Below are 22,082 nucleotides of genomic sequence, written 5' to 3'. Positions count from 1 at the left end.
TTTTATATATGAATTCGATATTGGAGCGGTTGTCGTTCGGGCGATCGAGAGGTGGCGACAACCCTACGGCAGGGCGAGGGCTCTTTCTCGCCATCTATGAGTTCAAGCAACGGCGGGGGGAGTTTTACTCAGACCTTGCCGGGCTAATGGCGGCACAACCCGGCAAAAACATCCGTGAACTCCTTGAGCCGTACGTGGAGCGTTACGGCTCTATGCCGGAAGGAAAGCTTGCGGCGTACTGGTTGCAACGGATGGACGAGGATGTCGCGACATTCTCGGAAGCGCTCGTCGGAACGGTCCCGTCGGAGGACTTGACCGTGCTGACCTTTTCCGAGCGTGCGGGGGATCTCAAGGTCGGCCTCGAGCAGTTGTCGGAGAGCATCCGCGGCATGGAAGAATCGAAGAAGGTTGCGCGTACCGTGTTGTTCACTGCGGTAGCCGCTGTCGTGATCTTCCACATTTTCCTCGGGGTTGAGGGTTTTGTGTTGATGCCGCGCACGCTCAAGTCTATCGGGGGGATGATTCCGCCGGAACACTGGGGCCCGGTTGGAAAGGTGTTTTATGGGCTAGGCGAAGTTGTTCGCGGGTGGGGTTGGGCGCTGATCCTGCTGGAGGTGTTCATCTTCGGATGGGTGAAGTGGTCATTTCCGAACTATGTCGGTCGTTTCCGGCCGTGGCTCGATCGGCACTTCCTTCCGTATCAGTTTTATCGCGACTTCCGCGGAGCGGCGTTCCTTTCGTCGCTGGGCGCTGGGACTGTCAGGGTCGGTACGCAGGTCCAGACGGTGCCGGATGTGCTGGAAAAGATGGAGGCCGAAGCTTATCCATGGCTTAAATGGCACATCAAGAGAATTCTGAATAATTTTGAGCACGAGCCTAATTCAAAGGGCGAGGCGTTTAACACGGGAATTGTTAACGACCGGGCTTATTACCGGATCGTCGATATCGCGGAATATAGCGACATGTCCACAATGCTTTCGAAGGTCGGAGATATCGTCAGAAAGGCCGCGCCGGCGGAGATGGAAAAGAAGGCAACCATCGTCCGGTACATCGTCGTCGTGGTCGTCATCGTGATGATGCTGGGTATGTACTTCGGCACGTTCAAGATGGCAGACGAATTCAAGGCGATCATTCAGCTCAATATGATGATGCGCGGCTAACGGGCTTGCGGTTTCGTTGGGCATGAAAGATCCCTTGGATAGCGGTCGTTTCGACGTTTCTGCTTGTTTGGCTGGGTGTTGTAATCGGGTCAACGTCCGTTTTGGGGCGCGTGCCTTGCGTGGATGGGCGCCAATTTGGTAGTGCAGTCCGGGCAAGAGAGGGTGAAGGGATACTTTTAGAGGAGCATGAGAATCGTGGAAAATCGGGAAATCAACATGGCACAGGGCGATGCGAACACTTCGGTCTATGACCGGAAGGCGTGGAAGGATTGTCGGAGAGGCAAGGCGCAACGCGGGAGCGTGCTGATCGAGTACGGCCTTTACCTGCTCGTCGCGCTCATCGCAGTTGTCGGCCTGTACGCGTACTTCAATTCGAACAGTGTCGGCGAGCAAACCAACCAGCTTGGCCAAGACCTGACGTCGCTTGCGGGTAAGGTCAAATCCTCATATTCCGGGCAGTATGCGAACGTGACGAACGGTAACCTGGACACGGGTGGCTTCTTCAAGAACCTGGTCTCGATGTCGGATAACGCCGGCGTCGTGACCACGGCGCCCGGTGGTGGTCAGCTGACCGTAACCTCAGGAACTCTGAACGTTGCAGGGGATTCGGTTCAGTACAAGGTCACGAACCTGCCGGATTCGTCGTGTCAGCCGATCTTGTCTGCGATTCAACGTGGTGCCGCGAAGATCACCATCAATGCGACGGTCATCAAATCGCCGACGGTGTCATTCAACCCGGCGAACATGACGTGCACCGGGGATGCGAACACCCTTACCTTCCTGATGAGCTGATCGGTCCGGCTCGCGGGGGTATGGAAGGGCGCCCTCTGGGCGCCTTTTTCTATGAGAAGTCTACGACTTTCGGCATTCGGATCTTCCACGCTTGTGCGGGATGGAAATGTGATCGGTCCTCTAGCATCGTAGGCTATACTTCCTGTTGGGAAATTACTCGGCGATCGCCGACGCCCGCTTGATCGAGGGCGGTCTTTGTCAAGGGGCTTCCATGGACAAGATAATGAGTTTCAACAACTTCGACAGTCCTGCGGCGACGAGGGGACGTCATGGTATGTCGCTGCGTCGGAGGAAACTCGGCCAACGCGGTTCGATGCTCATCGACACCGCGCTCGCTCTTACGGTTGCGACGATCGCTCTGACTGGGCAGATGGCGCAGACGTCCGAAGCCATCGATGAGTCGCTTGCGAAGGCAACTGGGCAATGGGCTGTCGAATACCAGGGGGGGCTCAACGGTTACTACAGCACAAATGGTCAAGCCATTATGGCCAACCAAGGTGTTGCCGGTGTGGCCAGTCCCTATGCCCCGACTATCCCGGAGCTGATCAATCTCGGCTATTTGCCGCAGGGCTTCGGATCGAAGGCGCCGAATGGCCAAGTGTTCACCTCTAACGTTACCCAAGTCTGTCCCGGGGGGACCTGTACGCTGGCCGGGTATGTGTATTCATCGACCCCTTACAAGGACGCCACCGGGGCTGTACGAAACGATCTGGCCGGGATTGCCATGCAAGCCGCTGGGGCAGATGCCGGTATGACGCCCCCGGGGCAGGCTGGTCAGTTGGTCGGGACGGGCAACGGCTGGCAGACACCGATGGCAGGTGTTCAGGTTGGTACTTTGGCAATGCGCGTCGGTTCCTATTCGGCAACTGATGCGATATTGAGCCAGTTTTACATGCTTAACGGATCACGCAAGCTGACGGGTCCGATGAACGCGAACGGCAATAACATCAACAATGCTGCTTCAGTCTATACGCAGCACGTTGGTGTTAATGAAGGGGGAGCCGGTTCGGGCACTATCGGGTTGGCAAAACAGGCGCTGTACGGGGACGCTAATAACATCGTCCTCCAGAGCAGCGGAACCGTGTACACGCGCAGTACCGATTGGTCGCGAGCTGCCGATCTCCAAGCACAAAATATTTACGCTTGGCAGGGTAGTGTTACTGCGGACAGCAACGTCAATGCAAACGGAACGTTGTGGTCAAACGGCGGCGTCGTTACCAACGGGAATATGACGTTGGCTACCAGCGGCGCACAGATCACGAACCCGGGTCGAATGCACATCAACGTTGGCGAGAATCTTTACCTGCAACCCTGGTCCGGTGGAACGACGATCGTCGGTGGTGGTGGCGGCAGCGGTAATCTTCAGGTGAATGGTACGACGTGGATGTATGGCCCGACGGTCAACCAAGGTTATACGTACCTCAACGGCGGCGGCGTGGTCAATAGCTCGCTGTCGATGGCAGCAACAGCGTGGTCAGGTTGGGGCTGTTCCGGTACCGGGATTACGACCGATCCAAACGGAGACTTGTTGTCGTGTAAATCCGGGGTGTGGCAGCAGGTTGGTTCCTCAGGTACAAGCAACTACGTTTCGATGGATATTGGGAACGGTGGTTGGTTTGGGATACCAGCAAACACGAAGCGCGTCGATGGATGGGTAGCCGTTACTTGGACGGGCAGCAACGCGGGTGTAGCTCAGTTCATCGTTCGTGATACAGCGGGGAATATCCAGAATTACTTTTATGCTGGCGATTACGGCTGGAACGACGGCGGAAGTGGTTCTCAATGGTGGTTTCCTGTTTCGATTCCAGTTGTTTCGAATTCGGCATCGATTCAGATGGTGCAAATCAACGGTAGTAATTCGCTTACCTGGCACATCGCAAGCTACACCCAGTAATCACTTTGCCCCGGGGAACCCCCGGGGCAAAGCGGCCAACGGTCTATCCTGACCACCTTCCCACAAAAACAAGAGATCCGTTGAAACGCGGAATCTTTGATTATCCAAATCGCACCGGCTAACCTCTCGCAACGCAAGTTGTTTCTTCGCTCGTGCGTCGTTTGAAATTCGACATCGACCAAAGGAAGGTTGTCAGCAGTCGGAGCGAAGCTTTCAAGCCAAATTGCTGTCCATGGTCACATCTGCCACCAAACGGTCGCGGCGCGGATGGGCGTTGTTGCATAAGTCGAGCGTGATGGCGTGGTAATGCCGCTATTCCTGCCGCGAAGGGATTGAGGACGTGCGAGATCCGCCACGCGGTTCAGCACGCCCACGCGGATGGCACCTCGTTTGCCTGCGAGTCCGTGTGTCGCGCCCACAGGCAGTTACCAGCGAGCGTCTTGAAGCGATCGATAGCGTTCTCCGCGAACGAGCGCCGATAGTAACCGCTGCACTTTTTCGATTCACGACGACCGAGGCGCACGATCGCGTCGGCCGCGTCATTGCGCCACGCTGCGCCCGACGTGTTTGTGGGGCAATGAGCGGCGACTTCGCGCGTTGGCGTTGCGACGCGTGCGGCGATCGCGGCTTGGCATGCCTTGGGGTCATAGGCCCCGTCACCGCCGATGGCTTCGAGCAGCTCGTCGACCGGGATTCGGTCGAGCAGTTCGGCCAGGACGGCACCGTCTGCGACGTCCTGATGCGTCATCAGCGCGGCACGCACCTGACTGGTATTCGCGTCGAGCCCGTGATCCATCTTCCCCCACGTGCGACGCTTCGAATTGCCATGCTAGTGCACCTTCCATTCGCCCTCGCCGTAGACCTTCACGCCGGTGCTGTCGACCACCAGATGGATCGGCTCGCCGTCGCCAACGATCGGCAGTTGGACCTCAAGCGTTTGTGCGCGGCGGGTCAGTGTCGTGTAGTTCGGCACGGGCAAGGTGGCAAAAGCCAGCTCGTGCAGGCTTTGCGCGAAGCCCTGCAGCGCGAGCAGCGGCAGCGGAACACGGTCTTGATGCTCCGCAGCGACAGGATCAGCGTGTCGCTGTACAGACGCGGACGGACGCGCGTCGGCTCGGCCTCCAGTATGTCCGCAAGGGTGGCTTCATCGATCCGCATTGTGACATTACCAAAACTCGAGACTGTACCCAGGAATCCGATTCGTTAGCAGGGGGGGCAGACCGGCTGTTGTGCGTAAACGTCAGCCGGCCGCTGGCGTGCCCAATTTATGCAACAACGCCGCGCGGATGGAGAAGGGGGTTTTAGACAATGAAGTGTTGGATGCTTGGCGGTCGAGGGCACATCCCGTCTTGAACCCAAAATTTTGAATGGCGTTTTCAGCGGTCAGCGTCGCTGTAATCAGCGGTAGTAGCCCTGGCTCACCGTTAAGCTAGGCCATTGCATGGGCGGCGGTGGGCGATCGCTCTGGGAGCCAGTAGCCAGTTCTCGGTCGGTGAAGCGCCCAAAGGGGCTGTCCCGCCTCGCGCATGTCTGGACTGCCCAGGGAGGATCGCCAGCGGCCTTGCCACACGGATATGAGTGAGTTGCCTTGTAGGTGCGACAAGCTGGCGAGGGTTTGGGACAGAACTGTGAAGAAACTGCGCGTTCAGCGAAGGGAAACTAGTCCCCACGACGCCAGAATTCCTTGGATCGCGCGGGCATATTGGTCACGCTGTCGTGGGGTCTCTGAGTGATAAGAGCCGATGGCGTCCCACGTATTGCCGTACTTGACCATTTTCTGCTTGAGATGCCAAGCGGCAACATAGATGTTGACGCACTGGTCCCTCAAGGACGACGGGCTTACTCCATACGCCTCGAGCTCCGGGAAGTGAATTGAGTTGATCTGCAATTCACCCACGTCAATTGAGCCGTTGGAGTTGCGGTGCACGGCTGTGGGGTCGCCCTTGGACTCGTACCACGCGATTGCCCGAAGAACGTTCGGGTTCACCGATTGATAAGTACCGGCGTCATCAAAGCAATCTGCCAGGGCGGGTTGTACTGCGGTCAGCAGCACGAGAGCCACCGCGGTCATTAGCCCCGTAAGCCGACGGCGGATGCGAAGGCTTGTGTGCAAAGCGAGCTCCTCGAGAGGGTGTTGGATCGGATACCGCGGCCGCGCGAGTTGTCGGAGTCCGACGGATCGATGTCGTACTTCGAGGCAACCTTGGACAGCTTTGCGTTGAGGCTGTCGAGCGTGACCAGCAGGCGGTTGAGGCGAACCAGCAGCCACGCGAGCGCCGGCGACAGGTTCGTGCCGGACATCGCGGCCGAGTAGGTGTCGACCACATCACCGTTTTGCTCGACCAGTCCGTTTTTCACGCCCTCCATACGCAGGAACAGGTCGTACAGATCGGCCCGGCCGTCACCGTTGCCGCGCAGTTGGGCCGGGACGCTCCGGCGATCGAGTTGCGCGTATTCGCACATGTATTGGTTGGTCACGCTCATGGTTTTCTCCTTGATTGGCCTTACAGGAGTCAATGTACCGAGGTGCGTTTCTGTTTCTAGCCCCGTTGTGTTAGTCGGGTAGCCACGCGAGCGCGGCCTGGGATTCGTCCACCATAAGCCCCCCAGTCGGTTCGGATGGGGAGGGGACGGCCGAGGGCGGATCGGGTTGCGGTGCAGCCGACACAGGTACAGCGGTTTTCCGCGCATCAACGCTTTGCGGCGCGCTCTGTCGCTCAGTGGAAGCAGCGGGCGTTTGATCCGCCGGCATCGGCGCCGTCGTGACGACGTTTCGCGAATGAACCAGCTTGACGATATCTGCGACCGACTTGATCGGCCCGTGCAGGTCCTCAAGATGAGCGCCGAGCTCGGCCAAACGGAGAAGCTCGACATTTGCATCCGAGCCTTCCTCGAGGGCGAGGCGTTCCATATGGCGGAGAACGGCGTGATGCGCGGGCACCGTGATCCGAAGTCGCATGGCGGAAGGAGGGCGTGCCATGGTCGAGTTCCTCAGGCTGCAGCTCGGCTGCTCGCGTCGCGCGCCGCCCAGAATTCGCCGGCGTATTGGAATCCGCGGACGTTGCTATAGACCGGATCGGAATCGGTGTGGATCTGGCTGTGCGACTTGCCAAGCTCCTTCTTCACATAGTCCGCGAAAAGATGCGCGCCGCCACCGGTGATCAGGATGTTGTCGATGTCGGAAATGTTTCCGATCGACAGCAGCATTTCGCTGATCGCGTCCTCAACGATCTGCGTTACGAGCGGGCGCATCGGCGTGATGTCCACCTGCTTGCCATTGATATTCAGCGGTGCGTTGACTCGAAGAGCGTTGTCGATCCGTTGCATCGTCCGCGGGTTCTGCGTGAGATCCGGAGCAATGTGTTCGGCTACGGCGCTGATGACGGCCCACACCGATTTCGGCGTCGCGCTGCATCGGCCGGTCAGCGGGCGGGCACCCTCGGTGACGAACCAGTCGAGCGTGCCGTAGCCGGCGTCGATGACCAGGTTCGTCTGATATTGCATCGACTCCAGAAGCTTGCGGGGGACCGCGTAGTTATAGAAGGCGCCGCTCGGCTGCGGGAAGACCTTCACGCGGCGCACGTCGACCTTGAGGATCTGTTCGGGCTTGACGGGATTCGGGACTTCGTGAAGACCGGTCAGGAGGCCCTTGAGTTCATCGGCGTAGCGATCGTAAGTCGTCAGCGGGAGGCCCACGACCATGTAGTCGACTGCCTGCAGGCGCATCTTCTGAAGAGCGCCGAGGAATAGTGCTCGATAGATGCGGGTCGTCGAGTAGGCAGCAGCGACCTCCCGCTTATAGATGCCCTTCGATTCCGCGAGGGCATCCGCGCCAACAGCATAGCTCTCGCCGTCGACCGCGACGACGATCCGATCAGCCTTGCTCATCAGGCCGCCGGTGAAATCGGATTGAGTGGCTCGCGGGGCGAGGGAAGGGAACAGACCGACCTGGGCGTCGCTGTCGATGTTGCGCTGGGAGGTGGTGTACTTGGTGTTGCCGTAGCCGACGTCGATGGCACGAACGATGGGCGGGGTTGCCTTGCTCATATAGGTTCTCCACAAGAAGTACGCAAAGCATATTGGCTAATAAGCTTCGTGGCAAGAAGTTCGACCAGAAATCGGCCAGTTATCGGCCACGGGTTGGCGATACATGGCCCATATCCGGCCAATATCCGGCCCGTTGCGTGGATTGAAAGACAGAGGAGAGCTTGAAACGGCGCCGGGCTGGGCCAGAAATTGGCCACTTACCGGCCAATTGTGGCCAATTTGCAGACTTTTGCCGGCGACGTTGGCGTGATGATCGACGAGATCGGTGAACCGCCCTATCGTACTTCGTCGGGCTTGCAAAAGGTATTGTAAAGAGAGTGTCCTGCCATGTGGCGTGAGACACATGAGCACCGGGGTTTTCGGGAATTTGTGTAAAAGGTAACGGTGTAGTGAAGCGATTTAGATTCTTGACAAGAAGCGTGGACCTATCTAATCTGCGAACCATCGACCGCACCGCACGGTGCGTTGATCGGCAGCTGGGCCGTATCTAGCCACCGACGCCAGCCCGTAGGCAGCGTCGGGACCGGACGCGCAACGCGTCCAAAAGCAGGACAGTCGAGGCATCAGCCTCGCCCGAAATCCGATGAGGATCGCTCGGGCAAACCGCAACTCGTGGATCCCTCGCGGATTCACACGGCTCGCAAATCAGCGCCGCCGGGCATCGCCCCGCTAGAACCTTTCATCTCGACAACGACTTGAGATCGCACGAAGACCTCCTGCGCGAATTGCGCCGGGTTGGTCCGGCAAGCGTCACGCATCGAGCGTGCGATCAGCGTCAACGTCAGCACTGGAAGCCACTGGCTCAACAAAAGCTCTCGCCGCTTACATTCCGTCAGGAATCATACGGTGTGAAGTTCTCGCAATACGGAATCGGTACACACCACCGACCCAAAATGTGTGATTGCTCCTCCTGGAGCAGCCCGCCAGACGCCTGACCTACACAGGCGTAATCCACTGGCGCGAAGCGCATGCGCTTCTAGTCATTCCGATGACTTTCATTCCGCTGGACGCGGCTTCGTGCGAAACGCATGGAAGTCGACCTACTCGTTTTCGAGCGCCCGTCGAGGCGTATCGGGGGCGAGCCGGGTATCTGGCAACTTGCTCGAACCTCATCACGGGTTCGGAGGCTGCAAGGGAAGGAATGGGAGGAACCAGATTCGTTCGGGAAGCGCTTGGGGCGCTAACCGAGAGTCAGGAGGATGTCGCACCTCTTAAAAACGCGACAAAGGCTCCCCGCTCAGGACACAAGCGGGGATGGCGCGAAAGCGCATCTGTACGGCCGAGGGATCGGTTGTGCAGTTCCAGAAGTTTCTAACGTACAGGCACTGCCATCCCCCCGTCGCTCCGGAAGGCGACAAGAAGCACCCCGTAGGAACAGAAGCAAAGCCCCGGCCTCAAGCCCGGAGGGATTGGAACGCCTATGCGCCGATTCCTGCGGGAATGAGACCGGTTGAACAATCGACGTGCTCACGCGCCTACCGTCAGAGCACACCAGGGCAAGCAGGAATCAGGAGTGCAGGAATGACGGACTTCTTCGATACGGACGGTAAAGCAGCGGATGCGCCGAGGGCGGGTGCTCAGGCTTCTATTCCTCACGGGAACTGGAAGAAGCAACTGTCCGACCTTCTCAAGCAACAGGAGAACCTGCGGACGGTTCGTGGCGACCGGCGCGCATCGGACAAGACGCTCGAAGCCCGTGGCCATATCCTCTATCAGGGATTTCAAGAGCTGCGAATTCTTGGATACCGGTTCGACACGATCACCAGCTTCCGGCAGAAGCACATGCAGGCGCTTGTGGATAAGTGGGTCGATGAGCGCAAGGCCGCGTCGACCATACAGAACCGGATCACGACCTTCCGTATCTTCTGCAACTGGATCGGTAAGCCGGACCTTATCGGCCCGACCGCGCAGTACGTGAAAGACCCAAAGCGGGCCACACGCGCCCTCTCTGCGCAGACGGATAAAAGCTGGTCTGGAAACGGCGTGAACATCGACGAAAAGCTGGCCCAGATTCGGCAGGCCGACGAGCGCGCCGGGCTGATGCTGCTCGCTGGCCGGACGTGGGGGCTGCGCCGCCTGGAGATGGTCTGTATCCGTCCATATGCGACCGTAGTAGTGGGCGGCACAACGAACATCGTCGCGTTCACCGATGTGAAGGTGTCGCGTGAGGAACTGAAGGCCGCAATTGCCGCGAGCGGTTCGGGCCTTCCCATCAAGAAAGGCACGAAGGGAGGCCGGTATCGTGTGCTTCCTCTCGACACGCCGGAAAAGCTCGACGTACTCCGCCAGCTTCAAGCCGTAGTGCAGGACCGTGACGGCTTTCTGGGCTGGCCGGGTGAATCGCTCAAGACCAACGCCCGCCGCCTCTCGTACATCGCCAAGAAATTCGGGCTGACCAAGGCCGATCTGGGCGTCACGCTCCACGGCCTGCGCCACGAGGTCGCGAATAACGAGTTCGAGCACCTGTCGGGTGTGCAGAGCGCGATCCGGGGTGGTAATAGCCCGTTGCGCGGCGAAACGCGCGTTGCGGCTCAACTGGTGGCGCAGCTTCTCGGCCACTCCCGCGTGTCGATCATCAGCGCCTACTGCGGCAGCGTCGTCAACATGGGCGAAATCCAGAAGAACCGCGCGATCGCGGAGCTGGATGCGCTTCAGCCGCACCTTGATGCGATCCGCGAGGCGCTCGAGCGTCACGGCTTCGTCAGCCTCTACATGGTCGGTGCTCGTGCGATGGGTAAGCGTCGCCCGCAGGACGCGGCCGTTCCGTACGAGTTCATGACATTCGGGGAGGCCGGCCAGCCCACGTATGCGCTGCGGGCCGATCTCGAGGCGCTGCTTTCGACGCCTGTGTACGTCCGGATCATGTCCGAGGAAGGGGATGAGGCGAGCGCGGCCTACCTGAACAACATGCTTCAGGTAATAGATGGCACGAACGGCGGAACGATCCACAACGCCGATGATTTCGGACTGGAAGATGGGGGCATCGATGCTGCTCTTGAGTCGTGATGGTGTCGGGGAGCACGTGCGCGAGGTTGCCTCCGAATGGGCGCGTGACGGCCGGAACTGGGTTTGCCGCTCGGCCGAGGATCCGGTTCGTTGGATGCTCGGTCAGGAAGCAGGCGAGGTGAAGGCCAAGCTCGTCGCGGATGGCGTTGACTATCGTCTGGTGCGCAATGGCTCGCTGCTCGATTTTCTGGCTGAAATCCTGACTGGAGCGACCAGCGGCGTCTATGGCACCGCGGCGATGCCGGTTCCGGTCAGCGATCGCCAAATGGGCGCAACGGCTCGGGAGTTCCGCGACGAATTCGGTGTGGATCTCCCGGGTGCGTGGGGAACGCTCATGGCGTGGTGCGACGGGTTCCAGATCGGACGTATCGAAGTGTTCGGCACCGGTGCCGGCAGGGCGGGCTACGTCTCCGCGGAAGCGCCGCGCGGGATCGTGGCTGCGAATCGCTCTCTCCGGTCTTCTGTTTCCGCCCGGGTGCTCTGGCTCGGCGCGATGGTCGGTGTCTCGTTCGGGATCGATCTCGAATCCGGGCTGACCGTGGGTGTCACGGATTCTGACCGGAGCGTTTGGATCGCCACGCGCCGGCCAGGCGAAATGCTCGCGTGGCTGCTCGGGCTCGTGACGATCCGCGACGTTGCCTTCCTCCATCCGCTGACCGAAGGCACCTGGCCTTCCCATGTGGCAGACGTGCTCGCCTCTCCCGATCCTGTACCAGCCATTCCCCCCCGCGGCAAAATAGTTGTCGCCCCGATAGAAACTTGAATCTTTCCTGAATTCAAGTTTCGTAGATGGTGGTGGGTTGCCGTCGCCGAAGGCGACGGCCCCCTTGCCACCGATTTCCGCAACAAGGGGGCGATGATGAGAGAACAAGTTGGCTCGATACGGACAAGGTTTTAAGGACAGAGCGGTGGCGCGGTTGCTGCCGCCGGAGAGCGCCCCGCTGGAGGTGGTGGCTCGGGAGATTGGGGTGAGCACAGATACGTTGGAACGCTGGCGCGGTGAGGAACTGGCCAAGCCGGCGCGAGAACGCAGCTGGACGGCAGCGGCTCGGCTGGAGGCAGTCATTACCACGGCAGCCATGGACGAGGCCACCCGCAGCGCCTGGTGCCGCGAACACGGCGTGTATCCACAGCAACTACAGCAATGGCGTGACAGCGCAACGCAAGCGCTTGCCGAACCCGCGGAGAAGCGCGCCAGCCCGCAGCAGACCAAGGAAGACCGTCGGCGCATCAAGGAACTCGAGCGCGAGCTGCGCCGCAAGGACAAAGCGCTGGCTGAGACGGCAGCGCTGCTGGTGCTGTCAAAAAAAGTCGAGGCGATCTTCAACAAGAACAGAAGCGAGGACGAATGATCGGGCTCGAAGATCGCCAGACCCTGGCCCAGGACATTGAAGCGGCTCAACAGGCCGGTGCGCGGCTGGCGCAGGCCTGTGAGGTCGCCGGCATCGACGAGCGCAGCCTGCAGCGCTGGAAGGCCAACCATGGGCTCGTATCGGGTGATGGCAGACCCGGCGCGGTGCGGCCGACACCGGCCCACGCGCTGACACCCACCGAGCGCGAGCAGATTCTGCAGGTGGCCAACGAGCCGCGCTTTGCCGACATGCCCCCGGCGCGCATCGTCCCGATGCTGGCCGACGAAGGCGTGTATCTGGCCAGCGAATCGAGCTTCCAGCGCGTACTGCGCGAGCATGGGCAGAACCAGCACCGGGGCCGCGCCAAGGCACCGCGCAAGAGCCGCCCGCCAACCACGCATATCGCCACTGCACCGCGCCAGCTGTGGTGTTGGGACATGACGTACTTGCCTGCCGAGATCGTGGGGCGCTGGTTTTATTTGTACCTGATTCTGGACGTGTACAGCCGGAAGATCGTGGGCTTCGAAGTGCACGACAGTGACGACGCCGACCATGCGGCGCATCTGGTCAAGCGTACGGCGCTGGCCGAAGGCATCCATGCCATGGCGACCAGGCCGGTGCTGCACGGCGACAATGGCTCGACCCTCAAAGCCACGACTGTCCTGGCGATGTTGAACTGGCTGGGTGTCAAGCCTTCGTACTCGCGCCCGCGCGTGAGCGATGACAACGCCTACGTCGAAAGCCTGTTCCGCACGGCGAAGTACCGCCCCGAGTTCCCCGACAAGGGCTTTGCCAACCTCGATGAGGCTCGCCGCTGGGCTTCGCACTTCGTGCATTGGTACAACCATGATCACCGGCACAGTGGCATCCGCTACGTCAGTCCCGCCCAGCGTCATGCGGGTGAAGATGCCGCGATCCTTGCCGCCCGTCACGAGGTATATCTCCAGGCGCGAGAACGAAATCCGCGGCGCTGGTCGGGCGCCACCCGGAACTGGACGCCTATCGGCGCGGTAACACTGAACCCCGAGCGCGACTGCATCGTCAAAACGTATACGCGCTCGACCGATATAGAGCCATTGGCAGCATGACCGAGACGACAACTAGCTTGACTCGCGCCGATTCCGGAGCGGCGCTTCCCTGGTCGCGCGGGCGAGCAGGGGCGGTTCGGACTGTAGGTAACCGGCTTCACGGCGCAGGCCGGGATGATTGGCGGCGAGTGGTGGATTGTTGCGTACCAGTCCCGAGCGTCGCGTAAGAACTCGCTAACGAATCGATGTTTCGTGCAATCCAGTGTCTCGGAATGCCGATGTTTAGATGGATTCACGAAGTTTTGACCTGAAAACGCTTCTTCCGGTCTTCGATTTTGGGTGTTTTCGGGTATTTCCCCGGGATTTTCGAGACTACACGCCTCGAATGCTGATCCCGGTCCTGTAGAACTGGTCACCATTGGCCGTTGAGAGGAGGTGTGTGATGGGGCTGCGCGAGGTCTGGCCAGACCCGCCACTCTCGGCTCGCGATCGTGGATCACTGGAGCCTGCGGCTTCGACATATTCTGGGGCACAACGGCGCGGGCCGAAGCGCATGGCGGCGTAAGGCGCAACGGCGACAGCAAGCCGTAAATGTCGGAAACGTCCCGGGATAGGTGTCCATTCGGGATTTCTGTATGGCGGCCCGCTCCGTACACTGGCGGCAGTAGTGAACGACCGTCTTCCCGACGCCTCCGACAACCTGCTGTCTGCTTGATCCCGGGCGCCGCGAATCATCAACCCTTCAAACACGACGCAACGATTCCCATGAAGAAACTCGTCTCTCTTATCTTCGCGGCGTGCGCCGCTATTGCGACGACGGCCCACGCAGCGGGAGCCGTTCAGTCATCCATCCACCTGACGGACTCGCCCAGCGCCGCGTTCATCGGTGATTCGATCGACTGGAGCGTGGATTTCGGCAAGAATCCCCGGGATGTCGTTCTCAGGCCCCGTGGCGCGAGCGCGTCCGCAACGAACGTGATCTTCCTGACGCCCGGCGGCCCGACGGTGTACGACATTGCGAAGAACGGTGCCGCCACGACTAACAACGATCGTCGGCTCGTGCGGGACGGCGGCACGCTGGAAATCGCCCCGGTGCGGGTTTCCATTCTCGAACTGCCGGGCGAGATTACCAAGGTCGAAGCCTCGAAGGCGCTCAGGTTGCGCATCAAGGGCGTGATTGATCATCGGTATATTGCGTTGAAGTACCTGACGGTCGATGACACCGGGATCAAGGAATCCGGCCGCCTGACCGTCACCACGGATTCCGGGAGGTATTCGTTCGGCGTAGCCGTCGGCGCCGGCGGAGCGCCGGTGTACCGTGTGGCGACCGGCATCTGATTGGCCAGCGTTTGCGAGATCAGGCAATGACCCAGCAGCGAAGCCCGGCAGCGGCATCACGCCCACTCGAACCCGATCCATTCGCGTTTGAGCTCGGTGGAGTCATTCTCGGGAAGCGCATCGAAACGGACCACCGCGACTACAACGCATTGCTCGCGCGCTTGCGCGATGCTGGTCGGCCGGTCGAGCTGGCGTTCTATGGTCCGGACGCCGCGACCGCCTGCTGTGTGATCGAAGCGGTCGCAGACGCGAACCTACGGGCTATCCCGGCTTTCCGGATACTCAGCCGAATCGCGAGCCTCAAGCGACGACAATCCGCGTCAGTGTCCGCGGATATAGCGCGGTTCGATCCGTCCAGGCTGGGAGGACGTGGTGCCGCCGGCCGCCAGCGCGATCGCGCCCGCTCGTCCGAACAGCGGCAACTGCTGGCGAATCGAATCCATCGGCTGACTGCTGAGCTTGAGCGCCGCGAGAAGGTTGGGCAGGGGCAGGCGGCCGCATTCACCTGCGCGTGATTCCTGACTGGAAGCGTCAGAGGTAGTGGTGGAGTCGTATGGCCGCGACACCTATGGTCAGCCAGACCATGAGCGGCGTGAAGACGCCGAGAAGTGTTGCCGCAAGGAAGGGCAGACGCGAGGCCCGTCGCGGCGACGCTGCATATTCCCGCGCCCGGTCGATGGTTGCACTGACCGTGTTTCGCACCAGATCGTCCGGGTCCGTCTGTAAATTCCAAACGGAATACCACGCCATGTCCGAGTTGTGGATCTCGCCAACGAAAAGCGAGATCTCGTCCGCGTTGGACAGCCGCGTGCGCGCTCGACGGCGTATTCGAGCATGTGGACCTTCGCAGCGGAATGTTGATATACGGCTCGATGCGCGCCAGCCAGAACCAGTACCTGTCCGGAAAGACAGGTCCGAAATTGGGGTTATATGATCGCCCGAGTCCTCTTCGTCGAACAACGCGCTTCGCGTCGGCAGGAAGCGATCGAAATAATTCGTCATATCAAACAAAACGGGCCCCCAGTCTGCAAACCGGGAGCCCGTCTCTCGTTGCCTGACGGGCAGCGAGACTAGTGCCACGAGTGGAGGCAGGCAGCACAAAATCATGCTCTGCCCAATCGAGGCTACTGTCAAGTGCCGCGAACGGAGGCAGGTATTAACTCGTCTATGCGTGTTGTCAGCGGTGGAGAATCAGTGCAGCGCCATACTCCAGGCTCGGTTACGACGTCGAACTGGCCCGTGCGCCGGCGCCGACGGCGGTCCTCGACGAGATAGGTGCGGCGGCAGGAGCCCGGCAATGCAACGGCGCTCGTAGCTTCCCATACCGGGGCCTGCAGTGCCACGTCCACGGCGTGGTGCGACGAACGCACGGTATTGCAGTGGTGTCGAGATGTTTCGGCAGAGGTTGCTCGCTGCCGAGCAGGTCGCTCACGGCCACGTACTGAGTGTGTTGCGCGGGGTGCAGGTCGCGGCGCATGGTGGAGTGCGTTTGGAGGGGATTCTGGCCCGTAGGCATATATACTTCCTGACAGGAAGCGAGAAGCGCAGGATAACCGATGTGTCTGCCGGACGGGGATGCAAGGGGTTTCGCTGCGCTGATGTTTCCGGAACCGAAACTGCGGAGATCCCGTGCCGACATCACCTGACAATCCAGTCTGTAACGACAGCCTGTTCTCGCTGGCGCTCAATGCGTGTGTCGAAGCCGTTCTGATGCGGCTGCTCGTCACGGCCGGCGACCTCCATACGGAAGCGTTCGACCGTCATCGCCGCCGCGCTTGGGAACTTGCCGACCGGGCAGGCTACCTGTACGCCGACGAGCCCATGCCGCATCTGCTCGATGGCGATTCCGAGACAGTTGATGGATGGGCGCAGGGCGTCGAGCGCCGGCGGAAAGAGCGGCTGGAAGCGGAAGAATGCGCCCGGCGCCAGGCGCGTGAGTTGCTGATCCGCGCGAAGAACTGGGCCGCGTTCGGACTTCCCGCACCGGAGCAACTGCTGGTCGACCTTCAGGGCGGTGAGTCGCGCCTCATCTGCGGCCACCGGCTGTTTCCGGATGGGAACTGCGTGCGCTTCGCCAATCCTTTCGGCGGTCACGGCTTCTTTTTCCTGGGCGATCCGCGGGACATGACGGTTGCCGATATCGAGCCCTTCCTTACGGAAATGGCCCACGGCGAGGAATGGCACGCCGGCCTCTGCTGATCCACCGGGCTCAGCGGCCTTGAACTGCCGCGCTGACCCGGTATGGTCTTTCCAGAACCACGGATTTCCCGAATCAACACGGATGAATGACATGAACGGACAGGGCAACGACGAGGAACCCGACTATCAGGCCGCGTTCAAGCAGGCGTGCGCGGACATCGGGGCGATCAGCGCGCTGCTCGGCTTCGAAGGTCATCCCGGTATCGATCGCATCCTTCGCGCGATCACCGATCTCCATCTGGCCAGCGGGACCATTTCGATTCCGGAAGGGTTGACGGCCGCACTGACGCGATACGATGCCCTGATGGCATCCGTGGAAGGCTGCACGGACGGCGGCTGCGTCATCCGGGCACCGAAGGGGATGCATACCAACGGCGGATGTCGCTGCACACGGGCAGAGCACAAGATGCGACGCGCAATGTATGCGTCGCAGGAATTGCGCCGCGGCGTCGCCGCGATCGCCGAGCAGCCGGCCGCCGGCGCGAGCTCGGCCGATGTGCGGGAAGCCTCGGGCGGAACGAGCGACGCGCAGGCGGCCCGCGCCATCGAGATTGCCGACCAGAGCATGGTCGAGCTGCTCCTTTCCCACGCGGTGCGCTCCGATGCGCTCACCCCGGCATTTGGGCTGTCGGCCGAAGACGGCACCGAAGTGGAAACGCTCGAGGAAGCCGACCCTGCCATCCAGGAGGCGTTCGAGTGGCTTGAGTCGCGGGGCATGGCCGAACTCCTGGAAGAGGCCGGCGGCACGTGCATCCTGCTCAAGGGGCACGCGCTCGAGTATCTGAACCTCTGACCAGACGGCACCTTAGACAAGCAGCACGGCACCGCGGAATGGGGCAGGCGCAACTTTACTGGGGCCGCGTGTCGCGGTCGATGCGCAAGCGTCAATGGCGGATGCGGCGTTTTCCGACTGATCGTCCCGGCTTCATTCGAGGGTTTCGACGATATCGAAGATGCCGTCGAACTGATGCTTCGGAAATGCCGTGCGCCACGCGTGCACCTCTCGCTCCAGTTCCTCTCGCGTGGGAACGGGCTCCCGTCGTTCACCATTCTGCGCGGCGATCATCGCCCGATAGGCTTCTGCGATTGCCGGGCCGAGTCCCGGGCAATGCATCGCGGCGCCGCCCGACATGCAGATCCGCACGCCTTCGATCGCGCAGCCGTGTTTCGGTGCGACCTGGACGTACCAGTCGCCATTGCCGCCGGGGAAGATGACGAGCGCGCGCTGCTCATCGTCGGGCAGATCCCGATCGTCTGTCACGTACAGGGCCTTCACGATATCGGACATGGAAACCTCTTCGGTTACGCAAGCAGCGGCTCGGGGTTGCATTTCCGGACATGAAACAGCGCGTTGGTTGCGTTGATCATGCGACGGATGACCTGAATTTGCTCCGTTTCGGGCCGATCCGCATACGCGTTGCATGCCCTCCAGGCCTCCGAGGTGTCGGCGCTTTCGAACACAACCAGTTCGCCCAGTTTCTTGCCGCCGTTGAAAAACGTCGCGATTACTTGGTGTGCCATCGTCGTCTCCGCTGGGAGGTCCACGTTCAAATCATACCGATCAACCCCGGCATCTCAAGCCGGGGAACCATCCCCGAAATGCGCATGCTCGGCTGACTTCCTGACCAGACCAGCACCGCACCCTGTCGTTGCAGAGGCACGCGGTCCCGCAGAAATAAGTGCCGGGCGGAAAACTACTTCCCGGTAGGAAGTATCGGAATAGAATGCGCCTTGTGACAGAACGATACGAGGGTGTAGCTATGCAGGGCACGTCAGCAAATCCTGAACGGAACGATGCGGAAGGCGGGGAGGTGGAAAGCCTTTTCTCGCTGGCACTGGACGCGCGGTGCGAGTCCGCGCTGATGTGGCTGTACGTGACATCGGGCGACGTGGGAACGCCGGCGTTCGACCGGCACCGACGCAGGGCGTATGAGCTTGCCCGCCGCGCGGGGTATCACTACGCGGACGAGCCGATCCCGCATCTGCTGCGGGACGATGACGAGCTCTCCCAGGCATGGGAACACGGCATCCACGACCAGCAGGTCGAGCGACGTGAAGCGCAGGCGGCCGTCGAACGCGAGGGCATCAAGAAGCTGATCGCGGCGAAGGACTGGCCTGCACTCAAGCTCCCGCTTCCGGAACAGATTCTCGAAACGCTTCGTGACAGGAAGCCCGTCCACGTTGAAGGCCACGGCCTTTATTCCGAAGAGGACTACATCTACTGCGTGAACCCATACGGCATCGAACTCCTCGTGAGCCATGTCCAGGACCTCACTCCCGACGATATCGAGCACTTCCTTGCGGATATGGCGCTCGGTGAGGAATGGGGCCCGGTACCGCATTGACGCTCGACATCTTGAATTCCGCGCTTCGTCCGGCACGATGGGATGACACCGTGGATTCCCCCGGGCTATCGCGGAGCACCCACGAGCACTTTCGCCGGACCGAACAGAAAATGACCGAACCGAAGAAGACACCTCGCAAACCTCGTCACCTGCCTGACCCGAACTTCGTTTCGTCGACGGTGGATCAGTGGGGTGGAACGCTCGTCGAATGCCGCGACCTGTGGGACGGATACAGCCTGGACGATGCGGTCCTCGACAGCACGCCCCTGAAGAAGTGCCAGTGGGCGACGCTCTTTGCGTACATGCATCGGCGCTACGGTCCGCCGCATATCGGCGGCGACGATTACAAGGATCTGTCCGCCAGTTGGATGCTGACGACGCCGGACTGCGAGGTCTTCGTCCGCGTCAATCCGTCATTGAGTGGCCCCGGCTTTTCGTTTTCCCCTTATCTGGTGATGCCGCGGGATGCCACGAAGCGGGCACACCGCGCCAGTGAGATGAACTTGCCGGCCGATCGGGTGGCCGCCATCCGGAAGGCGTACCGGGCAACGCTTCTCGATCTCCTGCGCCCTGTTTGCGTCCGCGACCACCACATCAACGCGCTGGGGGAACTCGGAGATACCGCTCTCGATCAGGCTCTCCTGGAATGCGACGACGACGCGAGTGATGCCTTCGAGTTGCGATTCCATCCTTCCTGCGGTTACGCCATGCCACTGGGGCTGTTCGGTGGCAACGAGTGGCCGATCTTGTGCTCCTTGATCCTCCACCTGGGCGATGGTGACCTGGAAGCTGGGCGCGTGAAAGCGATCCAGGTGCTACAGCGCGACGTCTATGTCGAAGCAGCGGGCGCCGGATGGCAAGTCCACCGGCTCATGCTGCTCGGCGCCTGGAAACATCGTGAGGCGGTCGCCGCCGGGCTGGGACTCGGCCCGGACGAAGTTGCTCGTTTCGATGATGAATTGAAATCCCTTCACGATCGCGAAAGCCCGAACCGGTCCATCGTTGACGAGATGACGGACGCGGCCGTCGATTCCGCATCGGAATTGTTGCGTCGGCTTGGCATACCCGACGCGGAGCTTGATCAGACCGTCAACGGAATGCGACGTGACAAGGCTGCTTCGGAGGCATGGGCCGAACTTGTGGCGATCGTCAAAGAAGATTTTCCCGACGACGCGGCGTTGCCGAAAGCACCGCACTCGATGAACGGCGAGCTCCCCGTGCAGTTGAAGGCGACGTTCAACGGGATCGGACGCACTGACCTTGCAGACTGGGTGGACAAAACCGTGGCGAGACCGCAGGGACTGGGGGCGCTGGCGGACATTACGTTCCACCTTTCCTCTCTGGCCCAAGAGCATCAGACCGACGATGCCACCGGCCCCTCAACCTGATCCCGGTAGGAACTGGCTTTTCAACCCGAATGGGATGGACAACACAAATGGCTGACATGGACACGAATGCGATCGCGCAAGCCCTCAAGGATCTCGACTGGACGAGCGTGCCGGTGCGAAACCGTGAAGCAATCGAGCAGGCGATCGTCGCCCTCGATCGGGGTGATCCGAGCAAGCTCGTCGCCAACGATGCGGCTGCAGCGCCGAGGGACGAGCGTGTCGAAGCTGCGGCAATCGCAATGCATGCCATACGCCGCGACTTGGCAAAAGGCGTCGGCGACCTGTCATTCGATATGGCGTTCGATACGCTTCCCGACGAAATCAAGGATGTCGACCGTGCCCTGGCGCGTGCGGCTATCCTCGCCGCATTCCCTGTCGAGCAGCACGAAGCAGCGCCGGTTGGGTTGGGTTGGCGGGTTCGCGAGATGCGCGCACCGGACGGCACCCTGACCGACTGTTTCGTCGAAGCGCCGGCCGAAGGCGATATGGCCTACGGGTTGCAGGTGCTGGGCGACGACTACACCGGATACGGGGACATTCACCGCAAGCACGAGCACTGCAAGATGATCGTCGCGTGGGCGAACGCGAAACCGACTCCGCAGCACATTTTCGAATATCTGAACTTGCTCGATCGAACCGAACGAGAAGTAGCCGAGCGCGAGGCGCGGGCACTTACGCCAGCGCAGCCCGAACCGGCGGTGACGGACGAGCGGGCGGTGTTCGATTACGACGACGTGGTTTCGATCTGTGATGCACATGGAATCTGCTTGCCGGTCGAATGCGTCGAAATGGTCGTCGACATCGTGAAGCTGTCGGGGCTGCTTGCTGCCCGCACCTCATCGCCCAATGCGGCGGGCGCGGAAGGAATCGCACACGAGGTTTGGGCGGCGGCGCAGCTCGCGCCGGGCGAAGGCATCGAGGACGGTACACAGCGCATCGCCGCGATTCTGTCTCGCGCCCCCGCACAGCCGGCGGTCGCGTGGCTCATCGACTGGCCCGACGAGCCCGAACTCGGGCACTACTTCGGCGAAGAACATGGCGGCGCTGGCGCACGTAGTCGCGCGCTTGGGTTCGTCGACGCCCCCGCGCAGGCGGCGGAACCGGTGGCGATCCGCGACCCTAACTACGTTGGAGGCGTCAAGCTCCTGTGCGATCTGCCGCCCCAAACGAAGCTCTACGACGCCCCGCAGCTGCTGGCGATCCCGGCCGGCTATGCGCTCGTGCCGATCGAGCGCTCCTACGATATGCGCTCGAAGGCGCTCATTGCCTTCAACACCACTGAGCATGCCGGGAAGGACAGAGACGACGCACTCGAAGCCGCGCACCGGGCCACGATCGCCGCCGCCCCGCAGCCTTCCGCTACTTCCCCGTCTGCCGAAGGATAAGTGCCCCGCGCCGATGGCCGAGGCTTTCGAGCTGGTTCCTCCGGCCGCAGTGCGGGCAGAAGACATAGATGCCGAACGAATCGATCCCGATTTTCTCAGCGTCAACGGCCCATTCCTTGTGGCAACGAATGCATAACCAAGTATCCAT

General features: G+C 61.0%; 20 protein-coding genes and 1 pseudogene. 13 read left to right on the top strand and 8 right to left on the bottom strand.

Going from position 1 to position 22,082, the window contains the following annotated elements:
• Positions 1-8 precede the first annotated feature (8 nt).
• From ACN8ZM_RS37850 to ACN8ZM_RS37840, 3 genes are all read left to right on the top strand, one after another.
• On the top strand, positions 9-1,160 hold the full coding sequence (locus ACN8ZM_RS37850; RefSeq protein ID WP_025496700.1) for a hypothetical protein: 1,152 nt from the start codon (positions 9-11) through the stop codon (positions 1,158-1,160).
• A gap of 195 nt (positions 1,161-1,355) precedes the next feature.
• Positions 1,356-1,952, top strand: a complete 597-nt coding sequence (locus ACN8ZM_RS37845) for a type 4 pilus major pilin (RefSeq protein WP_244912201.1) — start codon at positions 1,356-1,358, stop codon at positions 1,950-1,952.
• 223 nt (positions 1,953-2,175) lie between these two features.
• Positions 2,176-3,846, top strand: coding sequence for a hypothetical protein (locus ACN8ZM_RS37840; protein WP_137962668.1), 1,671 nt, complete (start codon positions 2,176-2,178; stop codon positions 3,844-3,846).
• 323 nt (positions 3,847-4,169) lie between these two features.
• On the opposite strand, the pseudogene ACN8ZM_RS37835 reads toward ACN8ZM_RS37840, so the two are convergent.
• The 5 genes and pseudogenes from ACN8ZM_RS37835 to ACN8ZM_RS37815 form a co-directional block, all read right to left on the bottom strand.
• Positions 4,170-5,016: pseudogene (locus tag ACN8ZM_RS37835) on the bottom strand (IS5 family transposase); the annotation flags it as partial.
• Positions 5,017-5,491: 475 nt separating this feature from the next.
• On the bottom strand, positions 5,492-5,917 hold the full coding sequence (locus ACN8ZM_RS37830) for a lytic transglycosylase domain-containing protein (RefSeq protein ID WP_025648003.1): 426 nt from the start codon (positions 5,915-5,917) through the stop codon (positions 5,492-5,494).
• The gene (locus ACN8ZM_RS37825; RefSeq protein WP_089454645.1) at positions 5,917-6,330 is read right to left on the bottom strand and encodes a hypothetical protein; all 414 of its coding nucleotides are present in this window, start codon (positions 6,328-6,330) and stop codon (positions 5,917-5,919) included. The genes ACN8ZM_RS37830 and ACN8ZM_RS37825 overlap by 1 nt, the downstream gene beginning before the upstream one ends.
• A gap of 70 nt (positions 6,331-6,400) precedes the next feature.
• Positions 6,401-6,826 carry a hypothetical protein gene (locus ACN8ZM_RS37820; RefSeq protein WP_137962669.1) on the bottom strand — a complete coding sequence of 142 codons (426 nt, stop codon included), beginning with the start codon at positions 6,824-6,826 and terminating at the stop codon, positions 6,401-6,403.
• An 11-nt stretch (positions 6,827-6,837) separates the two neighbouring features.
• Positions 6,838-7,893, bottom strand: coding sequence for a PRTRC system protein D (locus ACN8ZM_RS37815; protein WP_025648000.1), 1,056 nt, complete (start codon positions 7,891-7,893; stop codon positions 6,838-6,840).
• A gap of 1,521 nt (positions 7,894-9,414) precedes the next feature.
• Between ACN8ZM_RS37815 and ACN8ZM_RS37810 the strand changes: the two genes are divergently transcribed.
• From ACN8ZM_RS37810 to ACN8ZM_RS37790, 5 genes are all read left to right on the top strand, one after another.
• Positions 9,415-10,899 carry a phage integrase N-terminal domain-containing protein gene (locus tag ACN8ZM_RS37810; protein WP_089454643.1) on the top strand — a complete coding sequence of 495 codons (1,485 nt, stop codon included), beginning with the start codon at positions 9,415-9,417 and terminating at the stop codon, positions 10,897-10,899.
• Complete coding sequence (locus tag ACN8ZM_RS37805) at positions 10,850-11,662, top strand: hypothetical protein (protein WP_137962670.1); 813 nt, start codon at positions 10,850-10,852, stop codon at positions 11,660-11,662. Before ACN8ZM_RS37810 ends, ACN8ZM_RS37805 begins: the two co-directional genes overlap by 50 nt.
• A 109-nt stretch (positions 11,663-11,771) precedes the next feature.
• Positions 11,772-13,339 (top strand): IS3 family transposase gene (locus ACN8ZM_RS37800; protein WP_089454866.1). Its coding sequence is split into 2 segments (ribosomal slippage): positions 11,772-12,210 and positions 12,210-13,339, totalling 1,569 coding nucleotides; the frame shifts between segments, so codons are not numbered across the junction.
• A 705-nt stretch (positions 13,340-14,044) separates the two neighbouring features.
• Complete coding sequence (locus ACN8ZM_RS37795; protein WP_029673831.1) at positions 14,045-14,617, top strand: hypothetical protein; 573 nt, start codon at positions 14,045-14,047, stop codon at positions 14,615-14,617.
• Positions 14,618-14,643: 26 nt separating this feature from the next.
• Positions 14,644-15,132, top strand: coding sequence for a hypothetical protein (locus ACN8ZM_RS37790; protein ID WP_049814039.1), 489 nt, complete (start codon positions 14,644-14,646; stop codon positions 15,130-15,132).
• Between the two features lie 16 nt (positions 15,133-15,148).
• On the opposite strand, the gene ACN8ZM_RS37785 is transcribed toward ACN8ZM_RS37790, so the two are convergent.
• On the bottom strand, positions 15,149-15,619 hold the full coding sequence (locus ACN8ZM_RS37785; RefSeq protein ID WP_029673833.1) for a hypothetical protein: 471 nt from the start codon (positions 15,617-15,619) through the stop codon (positions 15,149-15,151).
• A gap of 627 nt (positions 15,620-16,246) precedes the next feature.
• Between ACN8ZM_RS37785 and ACN8ZM_RS37780 the strand changes: the two genes are divergently transcribed.
• Both ACN8ZM_RS37780 and ACN8ZM_RS37775 read left to right on the top strand, forming a co-directional pair.
• Positions 16,247-16,816 carry a hypothetical protein gene (locus ACN8ZM_RS37780; RefSeq protein WP_029673834.1) on the top strand — a complete coding sequence of 190 codons (570 nt, stop codon included), beginning with the start codon at positions 16,247-16,249 and terminating at the stop codon, positions 16,814-16,816.
• A gap of 82 nt (positions 16,817-16,898) precedes the next feature.
• Positions 16,899-17,609, top strand: coding sequence for a hypothetical protein (locus ACN8ZM_RS37775; RefSeq protein WP_029673835.1), 711 nt, complete (start codon positions 16,899-16,901; stop codon positions 17,607-17,609).
• Positions 17,610-17,741: 132 nt separating this feature from the next.
• On the opposite strand, the gene ACN8ZM_RS37770 is transcribed toward ACN8ZM_RS37775, so the two are convergent.
• Together ACN8ZM_RS37770 and ACN8ZM_RS37765 are read right to left on the bottom strand one after the other, a co-directional pair.
• On the bottom strand, positions 17,742-18,104 hold the full coding sequence (locus tag ACN8ZM_RS37770) for a hypothetical protein (RefSeq protein WP_029673836.1): 363 nt from the start codon (positions 18,102-18,104) through the stop codon (positions 17,742-17,744).
• A 14-nt stretch (positions 18,105-18,118) separates the two neighbouring features.
• Complete coding sequence (locus ACN8ZM_RS37765; RefSeq protein WP_029673838.1) at positions 18,119-18,337, bottom strand: hypothetical protein; 219 nt, start codon at positions 18,335-18,337, stop codon at positions 18,119-18,121.
• A gap of 239 nt (positions 18,338-18,576) precedes the next feature.
• Between ACN8ZM_RS37765 and ACN8ZM_RS37760 the strand changes: the two genes are divergently transcribed.
• From ACN8ZM_RS37760 to ACN8ZM_RS37750, 3 genes are all read left to right on the top strand, one after another.
• Positions 18,577-19,161 (top strand): hypothetical protein, encoded by a 585-nt coding sequence (locus ACN8ZM_RS37760; protein WP_029673839.1) that lies wholly within the window; start codon positions 18,577-18,579, stop codon positions 19,159-19,161.
• Positions 19,162-19,271: 110 nt separating this feature from the next.
• Positions 19,272-20,549 carry a hypothetical protein gene (locus ACN8ZM_RS37755; RefSeq protein WP_049814040.1) on the top strand — a complete coding sequence of 426 codons (1,278 nt, stop codon included), beginning with the start codon at positions 19,272-19,274 and terminating at the stop codon, positions 20,547-20,549.
• Positions 20,550-20,596: 47 nt separating this feature from the next.
• On the top strand, positions 20,597-21,934 hold the full coding sequence (locus ACN8ZM_RS37750; protein ID WP_049814041.1) for a hypothetical protein: 1,338 nt from the start codon (positions 20,597-20,599) through the stop codon (positions 21,932-21,934).
• Positions 21,935-22,082 lie beyond the last annotated feature (148 nt).

Origin of the sequence: Burkholderia aenigmatica, from assembly GCF_048627025.1 — a bacterium.
GTDB lineage: Bacteria > Pseudomonadota > Gammaproteobacteria > Burkholderiales > Burkholderiaceae > Burkholderia > Burkholderia aenigmatica.
Note: the sequence above shows the minus strand (reverse complement) of the source record. Positions and strands in the feature narration are given on the sequence as shown.